General features: G+C 67.7%; 12 protein-coding genes. 6 read left to right on the top strand and 6 right to left on the bottom strand.

Features of this window, described 5'->3' with window-relative positions; translation table 11 throughout:
• Positions 1-11 precede the first annotated feature (11 nt).
• The gene (locus tag QYL93_RS22975; protein WP_305745831.1) at positions 12-461 is read right to left on the bottom strand and encodes a CBS domain-containing protein; all 450 of its coding nucleotides are present in this window, start codon (positions 459-461) and stop codon (positions 12-14) included.
• 111 nt (positions 462-572) lie between these two features.
• Between QYL93_RS22975 and QYL93_RS22980 the strand changes: the two genes are divergently transcribed.
• The 5 genes from QYL93_RS22980 (at position 573) to QYL93_RS23000 (ending at position 7003) form a co-directional block, all read left to right on the top strand.
• Complete coding sequence (locus tag QYL93_RS22980) at positions 573-1880, top strand: O-acetylhomoserine aminocarboxypropyltransferase (protein WP_179681413.1); 1308 nt, start codon at positions 573-575, stop codon at positions 1878-1880.
• 8 nt (positions 1881-1888) lie between these two features.
• Positions 1889-3382 carry a DUF4303 domain-containing protein gene (locus QYL93_RS22985; protein ID WP_305745832.1) on the top strand — a complete coding sequence of 498 codons (1494 nt, stop codon included), beginning with the start codon at positions 1889-1891 and terminating at the stop codon, positions 3380-3382.
• Positions 3383-3448: 66 nt separating this feature from the next.
• Positions 3449-4261: an alpha/beta fold hydrolase gene (locus QYL93_RS22990; protein WP_305745833.1), complete on the top strand. Its 813-nt coding sequence runs from the start codon at positions 3449-3451 to the stop codon at positions 4259-4261.
• 16 nt (positions 4262-4277) lie between these two features.
• Positions 4278-5261, top strand: a complete 984-nt coding sequence (locus QYL93_RS22995) for a DUF2157 domain-containing protein (protein ID WP_305745834.1) — start codon at positions 4278-4280, stop codon at positions 5259-5261.
• Entirely contained in the window at positions 5258-7003 is a 1746-nt protein-coding gene (locus QYL93_RS23000) for a GDYXXLXY domain-containing protein (protein ID WP_305745835.1), read from the top strand. Before QYL93_RS22995 ends, QYL93_RS23000 begins: the two co-directional genes overlap by 4 nt.
• Before the next feature lie 18 nt (positions 7004-7021).
• Here QYL93_RS23000 and QYL93_RS23005 read toward each other — a convergent pair whose 3' ends face one another.
• Positions 7022-8275 carry a DUF418 domain-containing protein gene (locus QYL93_RS23005; protein ID WP_305745836.1) on the bottom strand — a complete coding sequence of 418 codons (1254 nt, stop codon included), beginning with the start codon at positions 8273-8275 and terminating at the stop codon, positions 7022-7024.
• A 152-nt stretch (positions 8276-8427) separates the two neighbouring features.
• Here QYL93_RS23005 and QYL93_RS23010 point away from each other — a divergent pair, with 152 nt between their 5' ends.
• Positions 8428-8778: an Mpo1-like protein gene (locus QYL93_RS23010; protein WP_305745837.1), complete on the top strand. Its 351-nt coding sequence runs from the start codon at positions 8428-8430 to the stop codon at positions 8776-8778.
• 180 nt (positions 8779-8958) lie between these two features.
• Here the strand turns inward: QYL93_RS23010 and QYL93_RS23015 are convergent, their stop codons facing one another.
• The 4 genes from QYL93_RS23015 to dnaG all read right to left on the bottom strand — a co-directional run bounded on the left by QYL93_RS23015 (position 8959) and on the right by dnaG (position 16484).
• Positions 8959-10500, bottom strand: a complete 1542-nt coding sequence (locus QYL93_RS23015) for a methyl-accepting chemotaxis protein (RefSeq protein WP_305745838.1) — start codon at positions 10498-10500, stop codon at positions 8959-8961.
• A 64-nt stretch (positions 10501-10564) separates the two neighbouring features.
• The gene (locus QYL93_RS23020) at positions 10565-11581 is read right to left on the bottom strand and encodes a tripartite tricarboxylate transporter substrate binding protein (protein WP_305745839.1); all 1017 of its coding nucleotides are present in this window, start codon (positions 11579-11581) and stop codon (positions 10565-10567) included.
• Positions 11582-11784: 203 nt separating this feature from the next.
• The gene (gene rpoD, locus QYL93_RS23025; protein WP_305745840.1) at positions 11785-14157 is read right to left on the bottom strand and encodes an RNA polymerase sigma factor RpoD; all 2373 of its coding nucleotides are present in this window, start codon (positions 14155-14157) and stop codon (positions 11785-11787) included.
• A gap of 248 nt (positions 14158-14405) precedes the next feature.
• Positions 14406-16484, bottom strand: coding sequence for a DNA primase (gene dnaG / locus QYL93_RS23030; protein ID WP_305745841.1), 2079 nt, complete (start codon positions 16482-16484; stop codon positions 14406-14408).
• Positions 16485-16518: the final 34 nt, after the last annotated feature.

A 16518-nucleotide genomic window follows, 5' to 3' on the forward strand; every position in this document is an offset into this window, starting at 1 on the left:
GCGGAACCTGTTCAGCCGCCGCGCTCTTCTTCTGGCCAGTCGCGGATATAGGCCTTGAGCATCTTGTTCTCGAAGTTCTGGCTGTCCACCACGGCCTTGGCCACGTCGTAGAAGCTGATCACGCCCATGAGCATGCGCTTGTCCATCACCGGCATGTAGCGGGCGTGGCGGTCCAGCATCATGCGGCGCACCTCGTCCATGTCGGTTTCAAGGGTGCAGGTCAGCGGGTGGTCGTCCATGGCCGAGCGCACCTGCAGCGTGCCCACGCTGCCGCCGTTCTTGACGATGGCCTGGATCACTTCGCGGAAGGTGAGCATGCCCACCAGGTCACCGAGCTCCATCACCACCAGCGAGCCGATGTCGCGGTCGGCCATGATGTCCACGGCATTGGCCAGCGGTTCGTCGGGGGTCACGGTGTAAAGGGTGTTGCCTTTGACGCGAAGGATATCGCTGACTTTCATGATCGGTCTCCAATGGGGCGAGCGGGGCGGCCACGGACGGGGTGGCGCAGCTTGTTCCGATCAAATATAGCCCACAATGCCTGCCAACACCGACAACATGGGAGACATTGGATGCCCGGTTACTCCGACCCTGGCTTTGACACGCTTGCGCTGCATGCCGGCGCCACCCCCGATCCGGCCACTGGCGCACGCGCCGTACCAATCCACCTGACGACCTCGTTTGTCTTCGAATCGAGCGACCACGCCGCCTCGCTGTTCAACCTGGAGCGGCCTGGCCATGTCTACAGCCGCATCAGCAATCCCACCAATGCGGTGCTGGAGCAGCGCGTGTCCGCGCTGGAAGGCGGCGTGGGCGCCATCGCCACCGCCAGCGGCCAGGCCGCGCTGCACCTGGCCATCTGCACCTTGATGGGCGCGGGCAGCCACATCGTGGCCAGCACGGCGCTGTACGGCGGTTCGCAGAACCTGCTGCACTACACGCTGTCGCGCTTCGGTATAGAGACCACCTTCGTCAAGCCCGGCGACATTGACGGCTGGCGCGCCGCCGTACGGCCTAATACGAAACTGTTCTTCGGCGAGACGGTGGGCAACCCGGGCCTGGATGTGCTGGACATTCCGACCATCAGCGCCATTGCGCACGAGGCGGGTGTGCCGCTGCTGGTCGACTCGACCCTGACCTCGCCCTGGCTCATGAAGCCGCTGGAGCTTGGCGCCGACCTGGTCTACCACTCGGCCACCAAGTTCCTGTCGGGCCACGGCACGGTGGTGGGCGGCATCGTGGTCGATGGCGGCAGCTTCGACTGGGACGGCCCGCGCTCGGCGGGCAAGTTCGCCGAGCTGACTGAGCCGTACGAGGGTTTCCACAACATGGTGTTCAGCGAGGAAAGCTCGGTGGGCGCCTTTTTGCTGCGCGCGCGCCGCGAAGGCCTGCGCGACTTCGGCGCCTGCATGAGCCCGCACACCGCCTGGCTGATCCTGCAGGGCATCGAGACGCTGCCGCTGCGCATGGAGCGGCACATGCGCAATACGGCGCGCGTGGTCGAATTCCTGGCCAGCCAGCCCTTTGTCTCGCGTGTGGGCCATCCCATGCTCGAATCGCACCCCAGCCACGCCCTGGCGCAAAAGCTGCTGCCCCGGGGTGCAGGCTCGGTGTTCAGCTTCGACCTCAAGGGCAACCGCGAGCAGGGCAAGAAGTTTATCGAGGCGCTCAAGGTTTTCAGCCACCTGGCCAACGTGGGCGATTGCCGCAGCCTGGTGATCCACCCGGCCAGCACCACGCATTTCCGCATGAGCGACGAGGCGCTGGTGAACGCCGGCATCACGCAGGGCACGATCCGCCTGTCCATCGGGCTGGAGGATGCCGACGACCTGATCGACGACCTCAAGCGAGCCCTCAAGGCTGCGGAGAAGGCGGCCTGAGCCGGGTGATGGCTGACAAGGCACCCGCCATGGACTGGCAGGCCTTCGAGCAGACGCTGCTGGACGATGCGCTGGCGCTGGTGCTGCTTGCGCTGCAGGCGCACACCCTGCGCGGCGATGTCTATGCCGTAGCGCTGGCTGGCATGTACCGCGAGCTCGATGGGCCCATCTACCTGCCCACGGTATCCATGGGCAGCGAAGCAGCGCTGGCCGAGGCCGGGGATGGGCCGGAAGATGACAGCGGCACGCTCTACAGCCTGCGCTGGAACCCCGCCGACTGGAGCTGGCCCGAAATGTCCTCGGACAGCGCCGCCATGGCCTCCGCCCAGGCCGCATTGGCGGCCGAGGCCCAGGGCGGCGACGTGGCGCAATGGGAGGCCGCGGACCGCCGCTGCGTCGATGCCCTGGTGGACGTGTGCCACCGGCTGCGTACCGCCCTGCAAGCGTCGCCCGAGGCCGACCGGCTCACGCCCGGCTTTGCCGTGCTGCTGCACGAGGATAGCGATGAGGGCATTGCCATCGCCCAGCGCTGTCTGGGTGAGGAGGCCTTTGAACGCCTGCTGCCAGGCCATGCCGCCGACCTGGCCGAGGCCCGGCGCGTCGCAGGGTTGCCCGATGCCGAGCGCTTGCGCTACCACCTGGCCTGCCTGGCGCACCAGCCTGCCCCCGAACTGGGACTGACGCGCGCGCAGGCCCAGCGCCACGGCGAAGCGGCGCAGGGTGCCCTGCGCGCCTTCGGTACCGCTGCCATTGCGGCGCTGCTGCAACTGCTGCCGCGTGCCGAAACGCAATGTGAAGCCGCTCGCCTGCTGGGCGAGATCGGTGCGGCCACGCCCGAGGTGGTGGCCGCGTTGCGTACGCAGGTGCTCAAAGCCGTGCCGCGCAGCAGCATGCGCCACCGGGCCCAGGCCGGGCGCAATGTCTGCTCCGGTGCGCTGGCCCACCTGGGCGACAGCGCCTGGCTGCTGCAGCAGGCACAGTCCGGCACGTTGGGCGATGAATGCGTGGCCCAGGGCCTGTCATCGCCCTACGGCGCGTTCCGCAACCATGCGCTGAACCCGCTGCCGCTCGACTACCGCCCCATCGAGTCCCTGCCCGCCGTGCGGCCCGCACTGCTGCCGCTGGTGGAGAAATGGCTGCGACCCGGCTCGGGCACCTGCACGCTGCGCCCGCACGAGGTGGATGAAGCCGTGCGCGGCCTGCAGTCGCCCCTGACCGTGGTGCGCCAGCATGCCGCTATGGCGCTGGGCGACCGGGCCCTGGGCGCCGAGGCCGGTGCCCGCGCCGTGCCCGCGCTGGCCCATGCCGTGGCGCACGATGGCGACGAGACCGTGCGGTACCTCGCCGTGCTGGCCCTGGACGACTGGCGCAGCGAGGCGGCCGCCCAGCGCCCGCTGGCCGAGGCCACGGCCGCCGGCGATGCAAGCACCCAGGTGCGCGACGCTGCGCAGCGCTGGATCCAGGTGCTGGACGACCTGGTTGCCGGCGTGCCGCCGCGCTGAGGCCGGCATCGCACTCGACACCACCACAACGCAACAAAGACAAGCGAACAAAGAGGACCCCTCCGTATGCAGATCCAAGTCAACGGCCACACCACCTACTGCTACACCGGCGGCAAGGCGTTCAACCCCGCACTGCCCACCGTGGTCATGGTCCACGGCGTGCTCAACGACCACAGCGTGTGGGCTCTGCAAAGCAGATATCTGGCCAACCATGGCTGGAACGTGCTGGCGGTGGACCTGCCCGGCCATTGCCGCAGTGCGGGCGAGGCGCCGGCCAGCGTGGAAGCGGGGGCCGACTTCATTGCCGCGCTGCTCGATGCCGCAGGCGTGCAGCGCGCGGCGCTGGTGGGCCACAGCTTCGGCTCGCTGATCGCGCTGGAGGCAGCTGCCCGGCTGGGCGAGCGCGTGAGCCATCTGGTGCTGGTGGGCACGGCCTACCCCATGAAGGTCTCGCCCGCGCTGATCGACGCGGCGCTCAACGAGCCCGAGATGGCGCTGCGCATGGTCAACGTGTTCTCGCGCAGCACGCTGGCTCCGCCTTCGGGCGCGGGCTTCTGGGTCTACAACGCAGGCCTGGCGCTGGGCCGCAAGGTGCTGCGCAGCAACACTGCGGTCAACGTGTTTCACCGCGGCTTCGTGGCCTGCGACAGCTATGCCAATGGGGAACAGGCGATTGCCGCCGTGCAGTGCCCGGTGCTGTTTGCCCTGGGTGCGCAGGACCAGATGACCGCGCCCAAGGCGGCCCAGGGCCTGGTGGCGGCCGCGCGTGCCGCCGGCAAGCGGGTGCACACCACCAGCCTGCCCGTGGGCCACAACCAGATGAGCGAAGCGCCGGACGGTACGTTGATGGCGATCCGCGACTTTATTTCTCTGTCCTGAGCCAAAGGCCCCTCCCATGACCCTGCGCACCGCCCTGTTCGAGCTGGCCCGCCAGCACACGCTGGACCGACCGGCCGCCACCCGCCTGCTCGGCCTCGCGGGGTTCGACCGGCCGCCCGCCGCCCTGCACACCACGCTGTGGCGCACCGTCGCGGTCATCGCGGCGGCGCTGGGTGGCCTGGGGCTGGTGATGTGGATCGCGGCCAACTGGGAGAGCCTGGGCCGATTCATGCGCTTTGCGCTGCTGCAGGGCTTTGTGCTGACCATGTGTGCGGGTGCTGCACTCAGGGCAGGGGCGCGTGCACCGCTGGCCATGCTGGCGCTGCTGGGCACGGGCGCGCTGTTCGCCTATTTCGGGCAGACCTACCAGACCGGGGCCGACCCCTGGCAGCTGTTTGCCGTGTGGGCCGTGCTCACATTGCCCCTGGCGCTGGCCGTGCGCAGCGATGTGGTGTGGGTGCCATGGACCCTGGTGGCCATGGTGGGCATCTCGCTGTGGGCGCAGGCGCACACGGGCCACAGCTGGCGCGTGTCGCCTGCGGACATGACGGTGCACCTGGTCTCCCTGGGCGCTGCGCTGGCCGTGGCGGCGGCCATGCTGCCGCAGCTCCACCGCGTCACGGGCGCAGGCGTCTGGGCGCTGCGCACGGCGGGCACGCTGGCGCTGATGATGGTGACACTCACGGCGCTGGGTGGCCTGTTCCATTCACCCGTGGCGGGCCACTACGGCCTGGGCCTGGTGCTGCTGGCGGCGGCTGCCGCGCTGGTGGGCATGCGCACGCATTTCGATATTTTCCTGCTCAGCGGTGCGGCGCTCGGGCTCAACATCCTGCTGGTGACCGGGCTGGCGCGTGCCATGTTCTCGGGCTCCCGCTTCGGTGATTTCGTGGGCTCGCTGCTGCTCATCGGCCTGGTTGCCGCAGGGCTTCTGGCGGCCACCGTGAATCTGGTGATGCGCCTGGCGCGCCGCGCTGCGCAGCAGCAAGGAGAAGCGGCATGAGCGACGCATCCATCGATCCCGTGAATCTGTCTGCAAGCGCTGCTGCGCCCGTGCCCAAGCCCGGTGCGCTTGAAACCATCGTGCAAGCCGCCGTGGCGCAAGGCATCCTGCCGCCCGGCGCCTCGTCCGCAGACGCACACCGTGCCGGCGGCACGGCGCGCCCCTGGCCCGTGGTACTGCTCACGGCGCTGGGCGCCTGGCTGGCCGCGCTGCCGCTGCTGGCCATGTTCGGCCTGTTCTTCGGCGAGTGGATCGTGAGGGACGCGGGTGCCTACCTCATCGGCGCTGTGGTGCTGGCCTGCGCCACGGCAGCCCTGCGCAGCAAGGACCTGCCGATCTTTCTGGAGCAACTGGCGTTTCCGGCATTGCTGACAGGCGCGGGCCTGCTGGGCTTTGCCTTCGGACGCGACATGGGCCTGCAGCCGGCTGCCGCCTTCATGCTGGTGGTGGCGCTGGGCATGGCCGCACTCGTGGCCTTGCCCTGGCTGCGCGTGCTGCTGGGGGCGGGCGCGGCGGCGCTTTTCGCTGTCCTCATCTGGCCCGGCTCCGAGGGCCGCTGGGCCTTGTCGCCGCTGGTGCCCTGGAGCATGGTGCACGGCGTGCTCGCGGTGTGGGTGGGCCTGCTGCTGTGGCAGCGCCATGCGCTGGGCCGCGGTACGGTCGGCAACTGGCTGGCGGCGCTGCTGGAGCCCCTGGCCTGCGGCTGGCTGCTGGTGCTGCTGTGGGGCATCTGCGGCCTGTCGGGCCAGACCTTCCTGGTGGGCGGTGCGTTCGGTGCCGGCATCGGTGGCGAGCTGGTGCGCGAGGTCGGCCGGGAGGTCGGGCCGCGCGCCTTTGCGCTGCAATGGCTGGTGCAGGCGGCCAGCGTGCTGCTGGCGCTGGTTGCCGCTGCCATCGCGCAGCGCGCCTGGCCGGTGCTGCGCCAGCCCCGCGCTGCCGTGGTGGCGTTGGTGCTGGCCCTGCTGTGCTGGTTCTCGCCCTTGCTCGGCAGCGCACTGCTGGCCCTGGCCATCGCCGGCACCACCCGCCGCTGGGGCCAGGCCACTGCGGCCGCCCTGGCCTGCACCTGGATCATGGGTGGTTTCTACTACCTGCTGGCCTGGCCCCTGACCACCAAGGCCATGGTGCTCGTGGTCTGCGGTGCGCTGCTGGGTGTGTTGGCCTGGAGTGCGCTGCGCACGCCACGCGCCGCTGCTGCTGCGGGGCCTGGCCACGCGGCCCGCCACTGGGCCCACCGCGCCAGCCCCTGGCTGCTGGCGCTGAGTGCGGTGGCCACCGTGGCCGTGGCCAACATCGGCATCGCCGACAAGGAGAACACGATCGCCAACGGCCAGAAGGTCTACGTGCCCTTGGCCCCGGTGGACCCGCGCTCGCTGATGCAGGGCGACTACATGCGCCTGCGGTTCACCTTGCCACCTCTGGTCGATTTCGACCGGCGCGACGCGGGCGTGGAAGGCCTGCTGGGCAGCCGGCCCTATGCCGTGGGCCGGCTGGATGCACGCGGCGTGGTGGCCTGGGAGCGCGTCGAAAAATACGATGCGCCCATTGCCCCCGGCGAGTTCCGCATCCAGCTCACACCCAAGAACGGCGACTGGACGCTGGTGACGGATGGCTGGTACTTCGCCGAGGGCGATGCCAGCCGATGGGAGCAGGCGCGCTTTGGCGAATTCCGTGTGCAGCCGGACGGCAAGGCTTTGCTGGTGGGCATGGCAGACGATCAGCTCGTGCCCATCGGCCGGTGATGCGGCCGCGCATACCGCTCACTCGACCAGCTGGGCCGTGCGCTGCCATGCGGGCCAGCGCAGCAGCGTGAACGCACGCAGCAGCCACTCTGCCGGCCCGTAGGCGTGCAGCGCTATCCAGCGGCGGCTTTGCACGAGCAGGGCCGCGTACAACGCCAGGCAGCCCAGCAACACCACCAGCGGCGACACCTGCCCCACCAGCGCCAGGCCGTAGGCGGTGAACACCACCGCCCCCACCAGGGACTGCAGCAGGTAGTTGGACAGTGCCATGCGGCCCGCAGGCTCCAGCCAGGCGCCCAGTCGGCGGCCTGCAGCGCCGCTTTGCAGGGCCCAGAGCAGTGCCGCGACATAGCTGAAGGTGAGGAAGGGCGCTGTGGCCAGGTCAACTGCGAGTGCGGCGGCCGACACGTGATCGGGTTGGCGGACGGTGCTGTTCTGCGCTGTGGCATAGACCCAGGCACCCAGGCCGCCCACCGGCAGGCAGCACAGCAGCCAGCGGCGCAGGCGTGCCGGCTGCAGCGCAATGGTGGCCAGGTAGCCCGAGCGATGGGCCGCCAACCCCAGCAGGAACATGGCCAGCGCACAGGGCCCCTGCACGAACACCAGCACGAACCAGACGCCATCGGCCATGTCGCGCCCGCGCTGGGCAATGGCCTCGATAGCCCCTGAACGGTAGGCCTGTGCGGCCTGCTGTGCCTTGGCGTGGATCTCGGCCAGAGGCCAGTCCATCGGCGGCGCCAGCGACATCAGCAAGGCGAGCAGCCCCCAGCCCACCGACACCAGCCCCAGCAGCGCCACGGCCATCATCACCGCTGCGCCCGGGCGCAGCTTGCGCAGCGCCAGCAGCAACAAACCCAGCAGCGCATAGGTCACCAGGATGTCGCCTGAAAATAGCAGCCATGCATGGGCCACCCCCAGCAGCAGGAGCCCCGCCAGGCGCCGCAGGAAGCGTGGCACGAAGGCGCTGCCCGCGCGCTGGGCGGCATCTATCTGCAAGGCAAAGCTGTAGCCGAACAGCAGCGAGAACAAGAGGTAGAACTTGGTCTCGAAGACCAGGCTGATGAACCAGCGCACGGCATGGTCCACGAGCCGCGAGAACGCGGGGTCGGCCACGCCAAGGCCGAAGTAGGTCGAGGCAAAGCTGCCTGCATTGACGACCAGGATGCCCAGCAGCGCGAAGCCGCGCAGCGCATCGATGGCGTGTTCGCGCGGCGGCGTGCCTGTACCTGCGGCCGGGTGTGCGTGGTCAGCGTGCGGTGGGGTCTGCGTCATGGCGAAAAGGGGGACCGTCGCGGTCGAGGGCGCGCGCCGGTGCACGGCGCGGGGCGGGTATTTCCATGGCGGGGTGTCCCATGCGGCACTCCCACCCTGGCGGGCATGGGCGTATAAAGCGAGGCATAAGTATTACCCACGGAGACAAGACCATGGACATCAGCGCCCCTGCTGCTGACAAGGCGACGGCCCCCACCGACCCGCGCGCCCTCAAGAGCTTCGCGGAGTTCTACCCGTTCTACCTGACCGAACACAGCAACCGCACCTGCCGGCGGCTGCATTTCGTGGGCTCGACGCTGTCGCTGGTGTGCCTTGCCTCGGCGCTGGCCCTGCAGCAGCCTTGGTTCCTGTTGCTGGGTTTGTTGTGCGGCTACGGGTTTGCGTGGGTGGGGCATTTCGGCTTCGAGAAGAACAAGCCGGCGAGCTTCAAGCGGCCTCTTTACAGCTTCATGGGCGACTGGGCGATGTACCGGGATATCTGGTTGGGGAGGGTGGCGTTCTGAGGTGCTGTTTTGTCTGTGCAGCATGCCTTGGTTGAGGGCGGGCGCCGGGCGACATCCCGGCTCCCGCCTTTCATCAAGGCAAGCTGGCAACTCCAGACCACTCCCGGAAGTAAAGCAGGCCGGACCTGATCGCTGAAATGCTGGCAGTGGCCTCGCGGGAGGAGGCCGCCCTGTGGAGGATCAGCGCAGGCGGAACACCGCCACGGCCTCCACCAACTGGTGGGCCTGGCCGCTCAGGCTGCCGGCGGCGGCTGCGCTTTGCTCCACCAGTGCGGCGTTCTGCTGCGTGGCATCGTCCATGCGCACGATGGCCTGGGTCACGCGCAGCATGTCGTTGGTCTGCTCGGCGCTGGCCTGGCTGATCTCTTCCATCAGCGTGCTCACGCCGCGGATGGACTGGACCACCTCGCCCATGGTGCTGCCGGCATTGCGTGCCAGGCTCGAGCCCGCTTCCACGCGCTCCACGCTGGTCTGGATCAGTGCCTTGATCTCGCGCGCGGCGCTGGCACTGCGGGTGGCCAGGCTGCGCACCTCGCTGGCCACCACGGCAAAGCCGCGGCCCTGCTCGCCTGCGCGGGCAGCTTCCACCGCCGCGTTGAGCGCCAGGATATTGGTCTGAAAGGCGATGCCGTCGATGACGCCGATGATGTCGGCGATCTTGCGCGAGCTTTCCTGGATGCCCTGCACCACCTCGACCATCTGGCCCACCACTTGGCCGCCGCGCTCGGCGACCGAGGCGCCGCTCTTGGCCAGTTCGTTCGCCCGCTGGGCGTTCGCTGCGTTGTTCTGCACGGTCTGCTGCAGCTGCTGCATGGAGGATGAGGTTTCGTCCAGCGACGAGGCCTGGTCTTCGGTGCGCATGCTCAGGTCGGTGTTGCCCTGCGCAATCTCGGCGCTGGCGCTGGCCACGCCCTCGGCATTGGTGCGAACGCCGGAGACCACGCGCTCCAGGTTCTCCTGCATTGCGGCCAGGGCCTGCAGCAGGCGCGCGGGTTCGTCATTGCCTTCGATGGCGATGGTGGTCGTCAGGTCGCCTGCGGCCACCTTGTTGGCCAGGGACACGGCCACGCGCAGCGGGCCTACCACCGAGCGCGTGAGCACCCAGCCGGCAAACACCCCCAGTGCGCTCACCAGCGCCAGCGCCACCAGGCTGCTGACCAGTGCGCGGCGGGCATCCTGCGCGGCCTGCTGCGCAATGGCAGCGCTGCTGTCGGCCACCTGGCGGCTCAGTTCGCCCAGCAGCTTGGCCGGGCCCTGGTCGATGTCGGCCACATCGGCATCGCCGGCCGAGGCCACAAAGCCCAGCGACTGGAAGGCTTCGAAACCCTTGCGATAGCCCTGGGCCATCTGGGTATGGGCATCGGCGAACTTCTGCAGTGCGGCGCGCTCGCTGCTGTCCACCAGCTGCGGCGCCAGTGCCTTGGCGGCATCGGCCACGCGCTTTTCGCTGGCCTGGAAGGCATTCCAGTGCAGTTCGCGCTTGCGCGAATCCTCGCCGCGCAGCAGCGTGTTCTTCCACTCCATCACCTGGGTCTTGAACTCGCTCTCCATGCGCGTCACGGCGCGCTCCTGGGCCACGCGCTGCTGCACCGTGCTGTCGTAGGTACCCAGCGTGCTGTATAGCGCGGCAATGCCGAACAGGGCCGCGCCGATCATCAGCGCCAGCACCAGGCCCAATGCACCAGCCATGCGCGTGCCGATGGAGTAGCGGGACATTTTCATCAGGAGGTCCTAGGTGTTGGCAGCAGGTAGGCGGTGCGATGCAAGAGCCTTGCGAAGGGCGGTGTCACGCTTTGAGCTTGAGCAGATAGACCATCACACGCGCGGTGGTCAGGTCCAGTTCCATGAACTCGGTCAGGTCCTTGCCGGTGAGCCAGGACGCATCCCATTTGTTGGTTTTCAGGGTGCGCACCCAGGATTCATGCAGGGTGGCGGCTTCCACGGCGGTCACCATCTCGGCCAGGCGGGCGGCAGAGACGCCCTTGCCCGTGAACACGCCGCGCCAGTTGGCCATGACGGCATCGATCCCCTGTTCGCGGAACGCGGGCAGGCCGAACACGCTGCGCCGGGCCGATACGCCGATGGCGCGCAGCTTGCCGGCGGCAATCGCGTCACTGAACTCGCTGTAGCCCGACAGGCCCAGGGCGGCCTTGCCGGTGACCAAGGCATCCACCACTTCATTGCCGCCCGCAAACGGCCGGTAGACCAGTGCTTCGGGGCTGGCCTTGGCGGCACGGGCCAGCACGCCCGCATAGATGTGGTCCACCCCGCCTGCGGAACCACCGGCCACCGGCAGGGCGGGCAGGTCGGCCTTCATGGCCGCCACCAGGTCCTTGGCGGTGCGGATGGGGGACGATGCGGGCACGGCGGCCACCAGGTAGTCGCTGGTCAGGCGCGCAATGGGCTGGATCTGCGTGAGGTCCACCGCCGGCTTTTGCAGCGCCACCGCACCCACCATCACCATGCCGCCCATGAGCAGGGTGTTGGCGTCGTTGGCGTATTTTTCGGCGTAGCGGGCCAGGCCGATGGTGCCGCCCTTGCCGCCCACGTTCTCGTACTCCACCTGGTCCACGGCACCCGCGCCCACCAGGGCAGCGCCCAGCGCACGGCCGGTCTGATCCCAGCCTCCGCCGGCATTGGCGGGGATCACGATGCGCAGCGTGCCCGCCAGCTTGGCGACCTTGGCCGGTGGGCGGGCCTGGGCCAGCGCCGTACTGCCAAAGGGTGTTGCCAGCGCGGCGAGCGCAGCCGCGCGGGTCAGCACCTGCCGGCGCCGCGTGTTCAGGGGGGTGTGGGCGGTCATGGGTTCCCTTGGTAAGCGAATGTATCCATCTGCAATGGTGTGCGCTGAAACTGTCATTCAGCTGTCCAGAGTATCAGGGTATACGCGCAAGCGGATGACATCTGTGGCCGCCACGCCACCATGAAAAACGCCCTGCGCCGCAGATGCGGGGCAGGGCGTCAGGACCGGAAAACCCCCGACAGGGGCTTTCACTGGCAGGCCGATTACAGCGAATCGATGAAGCTGCGCAGCTTGTCCGAGCGGCTGGGGTGCTTCAGCTTGCGCAGCGCCTTGGCTTCTATCTGGCGGATGCGCTCGCGCGTCACGTCGAACTGCTTGCCCACTTCTTCCAGCGTGTGGTCGGTGGACATCTCGATGCCGAAGCGCATGCGCAGCACCTTGGCTTCGCGCGGCGTGAGGCCGTCCAGGATGTCCTTGACCACGTCGCGCAGGCCGGCCTGCATGGCGGCATCGATGGGGGCGGTGTTGGCACCGTCCTCGATGAAATCGCCCAGGTGGCTGTCGTCGTCGTCGCCGATGGGGGTTTCCATCGAGATCGGCTCCTTGGCGATCTTCATGATCTTGCGGATCTTCTCTTCCGGGATCTCCATCTTCGCCGCCAGGATGGACGCATCGGGCTCGAAGCCGAACTCCTGCAGATGCTGGCGGCTGATGCGGTTCATCTTGTTGATCGTCTCGATCATGTGCACCGGGATACGGATGGTGCGCGCCTGGTCGGCGATCGAGCGCGTGATGGCCTGGCGGATCCACCACGTGGCGTAGGTCGAGAACTTGTAGCCGCGGCGGTATTCGAACTTGTCCACGGCCTTCATCAGGCCGATGTTGCCCTCCTGGATCAGGTCCAGGAACTGCAGGCCGCGGTTCGTGTACTTCTTGGCGATGGAGATCACGAGGCGCAGGTTGGCCTCGATCATTTCCTTCTTGGCATCGCGCGAGGTGGCTTCGCCCTCGTTCATGCGCTTGTTGATGTCCTTGAGCTCGGTCAGCGGCACCACCACGCGCGATTGCAGGTCCGTCAGCTTTTGCTGAAGTTCCTGAATGGGCGGGATGTTGCGCGCCATCACCGTGCTCCAGGGCTTGCCGGCGGCGGCCTGCTTTTCAACCCACTTCAGGTTCAGCAGGTTGGCCGGGAAGTCCTTGATGAAGGTCTCTTGCGGCATGCCGCACTTGTCCACGATGATGCGGCGCAGCTCGCGCTCCTTCTTGCGCACGTCGTCCACCTGGCCGCGCACCATGTCGCACAGCTTCTCGATGGTCTTGGCGGTGAAGCGGATGGTCATCAGCTCTTCCGACAGGGCGTGCTGCGCCTTCACGTAGGCCGGCGTGCCGTAGCCTTCCTTGTCGTAGATCTTGTGGACCTTCTCGAACAGGTCGCGCAGCTTGTCGAAGCGCTCCAGCGCCTGCTTCTTGAGCTCTTCGAGCTTCTTGGTCAGCGCCTTGGAGCCACCCTTGCCGTCGTCGTCGTCGGCTTCGTCGAACTCGTCGAAGTCTTCTTCGGCCACATAGTCATCGGCCTCGTTGGGGTTGGAGAAGCCATCCACGATGGTGGAGATGACGACCTTGCCTTCACGGATGTCCTCACCCATGTTGAGGATCTCGGCGATGGTGGCGGGCGATGCGCTGATCGCCTCCATCATGGCCATCAGGCCGCCTTCGATGCGCTTGGCGATCTCGATTTCGCCTTCGCGGGTGAGCAGCTCCACCGTGCCCATTTCGCGCATGTACATGCGCACGGGGTCGGTGGTGCGGCCGAATTCGCTGTCCACGGTGGACAGGGCGGCTTCAGCGGCTTCTTCGGCTTCTTCTTCACTGGCGCCTGCGGGGGCGTTGTCGGTGATGATCAGCGCCTCGGCGTCGGGCGTCTGCTCGTACACGGCCACGCCCAGGTCGTTCAGCGTGGTGATGACGGCTTCGAGCGTTTCGGCATCGACCAGCTTGTCGGGCAAGTGGTCGGAGATTTCGACGTGCGTGAGGTAGCCGCGCGTCTTGCCCAGCTTGATCAGGGTTTTCAGGCGCGAGCGGCGCTTGGCCAGGTCTTCTTCGGTCAGGACGGTCTCGTCCAGGCCGAATTCCTTCATCAGGGCGCGTTCCTTGGCCTTGCTGATCTTCATGCGCAGCGGCTTGACCTTCTCGGCCGTGGGCGTGGCTTCTGCCTCGACCTCGACTTCACCTTCCAGGTCGGCTTCGATGTCCGACAGGTCGGCATCGTCGCTGCTTTCCGCTGCACCACCGGCGGCGGCCTTGGGCTTGCGGCCGCGTTTGGCCGGCACCTTGGCTTCGTCCGTGGCGGCGCCTGCGACCTTGGCGGGGCGGCCAGGGCGCTTCTTGGGGGCCTCTTCACCGTCTGCGTCGACGGCAGCCTTGGCACGGGCTTTCTTGAGTTCTTCGGGGGCTTCCGTCTTCTCGGCAGACTTGTTCAAGGGCACAGTTTTCACTTTCTTGGCGACCGGGGCGGGCGCGGCAACTGTTTTGGAGGCAGTTGCCTTGGCCGGCACCTTGGCCGCGGTTTTTGAGACGGCCTGCGCGGCGGTCACTGGGGCTGACTTGGATGGCTTCGCGGACTTTTGAGCGGGCATGAACAACCTCAGAATCAAAAACGGACACAAAGAAAACGCAAGCGCCACAGATCCCGGCGCGGGTGGCACTGCAAAAGCGATGCTTTTGCAGCTTGAGGGGTATCCCTCAGGGGCAAGATGTCTGGGCGAACATTTGGTGTGCAGTCCTTGCGATGGGTGGGCGGTTGTGCGCGTTTGTCACGGTGGCCCGGCTCGGAGGTGCTGCTGTCGCTCTTGCCTAACCCTACATTATACCATTTGACGCAATTTCAAGCCACCTTGACGGTTGCGTTCAACAAAACCAGGCGTTTTTGCTCCAGCACACGGTAGCGCTCCAGGGCCGATGCGTCCTGGGCCGCCTGAAGGATCAGCACTTTCTGCTGTTCCTTGATGTCCTCGATGAGCATCCGGTTCAAAAGATCGCGCAGTTCCAGCCGGAGTTCCTGCGACTCGCCCTTGGTCTGGGCGTGGGCGCCGGTCATCACCTTCATGGCCAGGTCTTCGCATTCGTGCTCGCGCAGGTCCTCGCGCAGCACCTCCCAGGCCTGGGGGCCGTGCTCGTGGAACCGGCCTTCCAGCCAGGTGAACAGCGGCCCGTGGGGGGCTGGCTGTGCGCACAGGGCGGCGTGGTCGTCGTGTGTGAGTTCTTCCAGGAAGCCCATGTGCGACAGCAGCAGGCGCGCGGCGTGGTCTGCCCGGCCCATGGCGGGGGTGCGTGGCAGCCGTGGCTGGGGCGGCCAGGGGGAGTCCTTGTCTTTTTTCTTCCACTTGCCACCCGTGTTGACCCAGTCGCTGCCGCCGCCCTTGCGAAAGGGGGGCTTGCCATTGCCGGTTCCGCCATTTCCGCCACCGCTGTAGCCGCCATGGCCGCCATCGCTCGGGCCCTGGTACCCGCCGCCCACGTAATCGGGCTCATGCGGGGGGTGCCACCCGTCCAGGTCGGGCGGGGCGCCGCCCCAGGGCGGCTCATCGGCATAGGGGTTGGCGGCTTCCCGCGTGCGTGCTGGGCGCTGCTGGGGTGCCGGCGCCGGGGCGGGAGCGCGGGCGCCGCCAGGGTTCCACAGCTCGGACAGGTCGCGGGCGTTCAACTGCGTCAGTTCGGCCAGTTCGCCCAGCAACTGGCGCTTGAGCACGCCGTCGGGCAGCGCCGTCCACAGCGGGCGGGCGTTGCTGGCCATGTGGGCGCGGCCCTCGGCCGTGGTCAGGTCGCAGCCATCGCTGGCCGACTCGACCAGGAAGCGGCTCAGCGGCACGGCCTCGCTCACATGCTTGGCAAACGCATCGGTGCCATTGGCGCGGATGAAGCTGTCCGGGTCGTGTTCGGCCGGCAGGAACAAAAACTTGATGCTGCGCGTGTCCGTGGCGTGGGGCAGGGCGCCGTCCAGCGCCTTGCGCGCGGCGCGCCGGCCGGCGTTGTCGCCGTCGAAGCTGAACACCACCGATTCGGTAAAACGCAGCAGCTTTTGCACATGATCGGGCGTGCAGGCCGTGCCCAGCGTGGCCACGGCGTTCGGAAAGCCCAGTTGCGCCAGGGCCACCACGTCCATGTAGCCCTCGGTCACCAGGGCGTAGCCGTGCTCGCGGATGGCGGTGCGCGCCTCGAACAGGCCGTAGAGCTCGCGCCCCTTGTGGAACACCGGGGTTTCGGGCGAATTGAGGTATTTGGGCTTGTCATCGCCCAGCACGCGCCCGCCAAAGCCGATGCACTCGCCCTTGACGTTGCGGATGGGGAACATCACCCGGTCGCGAAAGCGGTCATAGCGCTTGTCCTGCCCGTCCTCGCCCACGATGACCAGGCCGCTTTCCTCCAGCAGCGGGTCGTCGTAGTGCGGGAACACGCTGGCCAGGCTGCGCCAGCCCTCGGGCGCATAGCCCAGGCCGTAGCGCTTGGCCACCGCGCCCGACACGCCCCGGCCCTTGAAGTAGGCGATGGCGCGCTGCGATTCGCGCAATTGGCGGCGGTAGGCGTCGCCGGCTTTTTCCAGCACGTCGGTCAGGGTGGCCTGCTTCTGGCGGGCGGCGGCGGCGCGCTCCTTTTCCTGCTGGGAGATGTCGTCGTCGGGCACCTGCAGGCCCACCTGCTGGGCCAGGTCCTGCACCGCCTCGACGAAGCCCATGCCCGCATGGTCCATGAGGAAGCCGATGGCATTGCCGTTCTTGCCGCAGCCAAAGCAGTGGTAGAACTGCTTGGAGGGGCTGACACTGAAGGACGGCGACTTTTCCCCATGGAAGGGGCACAGGCCCATGAAATTGGCCCCGCCCTTCTTCAACTGGACGTAGCGGCCCACAATCTCGACCACGTCGGTGCGGGCTAGCAGTTCCTGGATGAATGACTGGGGGATGGACACCGGTGCATTTTCCTCTATCGCCGGCCGGGCCCCG

Origin of the sequence: Acidovorax sp. A1169 (assembly GCF_030704685.1) — a bacterium.
GTDB lineage: Bacteria > Pseudomonadota > Gammaproteobacteria > Burkholderiales > Burkholderiaceae_C > Acidovorax.

Excerpts from the sequence above, each read along its gene's own strand:
- QYL93_RS22975 (WP_305745831.1), bottom strand. The coding sequence starts at position 461 with ATGAAAGTCAGCGATATCCTTCGCGTCAAAGGCAACACCCTTTACACC.
- QYL93_RS22990 (WP_305745833.1), top strand. The coding sequence starts at position 3,449 with ATGCAGATCCAAGTCAACGGCCACACCACCTACTGCTACACCGGCGGC.
- QYL93_RS23020 (WP_305745839.1), bottom strand. The coding sequence starts at position 11,581 with ATGACCGCCCACACCCCCCTGAACACGCGGCGCCGGCAGGTGCTGACC.
- QYL93_RS23015 (WP_305745838.1), bottom strand. The coding sequence starts at position 10,500 with ATGAAAATGTCCCGCTACTCCATCGGCACGCGCATGGCTGGTGCATTG.
- QYL93_RS23000 (WP_305745835.1), top strand. The coding sequence starts at position 5,258 with ATGAGCGACGCATCCATCGATCCCGTGAATCTGTCTGCAAGCGCTGCT.
- QYL93_RS22995 (WP_305745834.1), top strand. The coding sequence starts at position 4,278 with ATGACCCTGCGCACCGCCCTGTTCGAGCTGGCCCGCCAGCACACGCTG.
- QYL93_RS22980 (WP_179681413.1), top strand. The coding sequence starts at position 573 with ATGCCCGGTTACTCCGACCCTGGCTTTGACACGCTTGCGCTGCATGCC.
- QYL93_RS23010 (WP_305745837.1), top strand. The coding sequence starts at position 8,428 with ATGGACATCAGCGCCCCTGCTGCTGACAAGGCGACGGCCCCCACCGAC.
- QYL93_RS22985 (WP_305745832.1), top strand. The coding sequence starts at position 1,889 with ATGGCTGACAAGGCACCCGCCATGGACTGGCAGGCCTTCGAGCAGACG.
- rpoD (WP_305745840.1), bottom strand. The coding sequence starts at position 14,157 with ATGCCCGCTCAAAAGTCCGCGAAGCCATCCAAGTCAGCCCCAGTGACC.
- QYL93_RS23005 (WP_305745836.1), bottom strand. The coding sequence starts at position 8,275 with ATGACGCAGACCCCACCGCACGCTGACCACGCACACCCGGCCGCAGGT.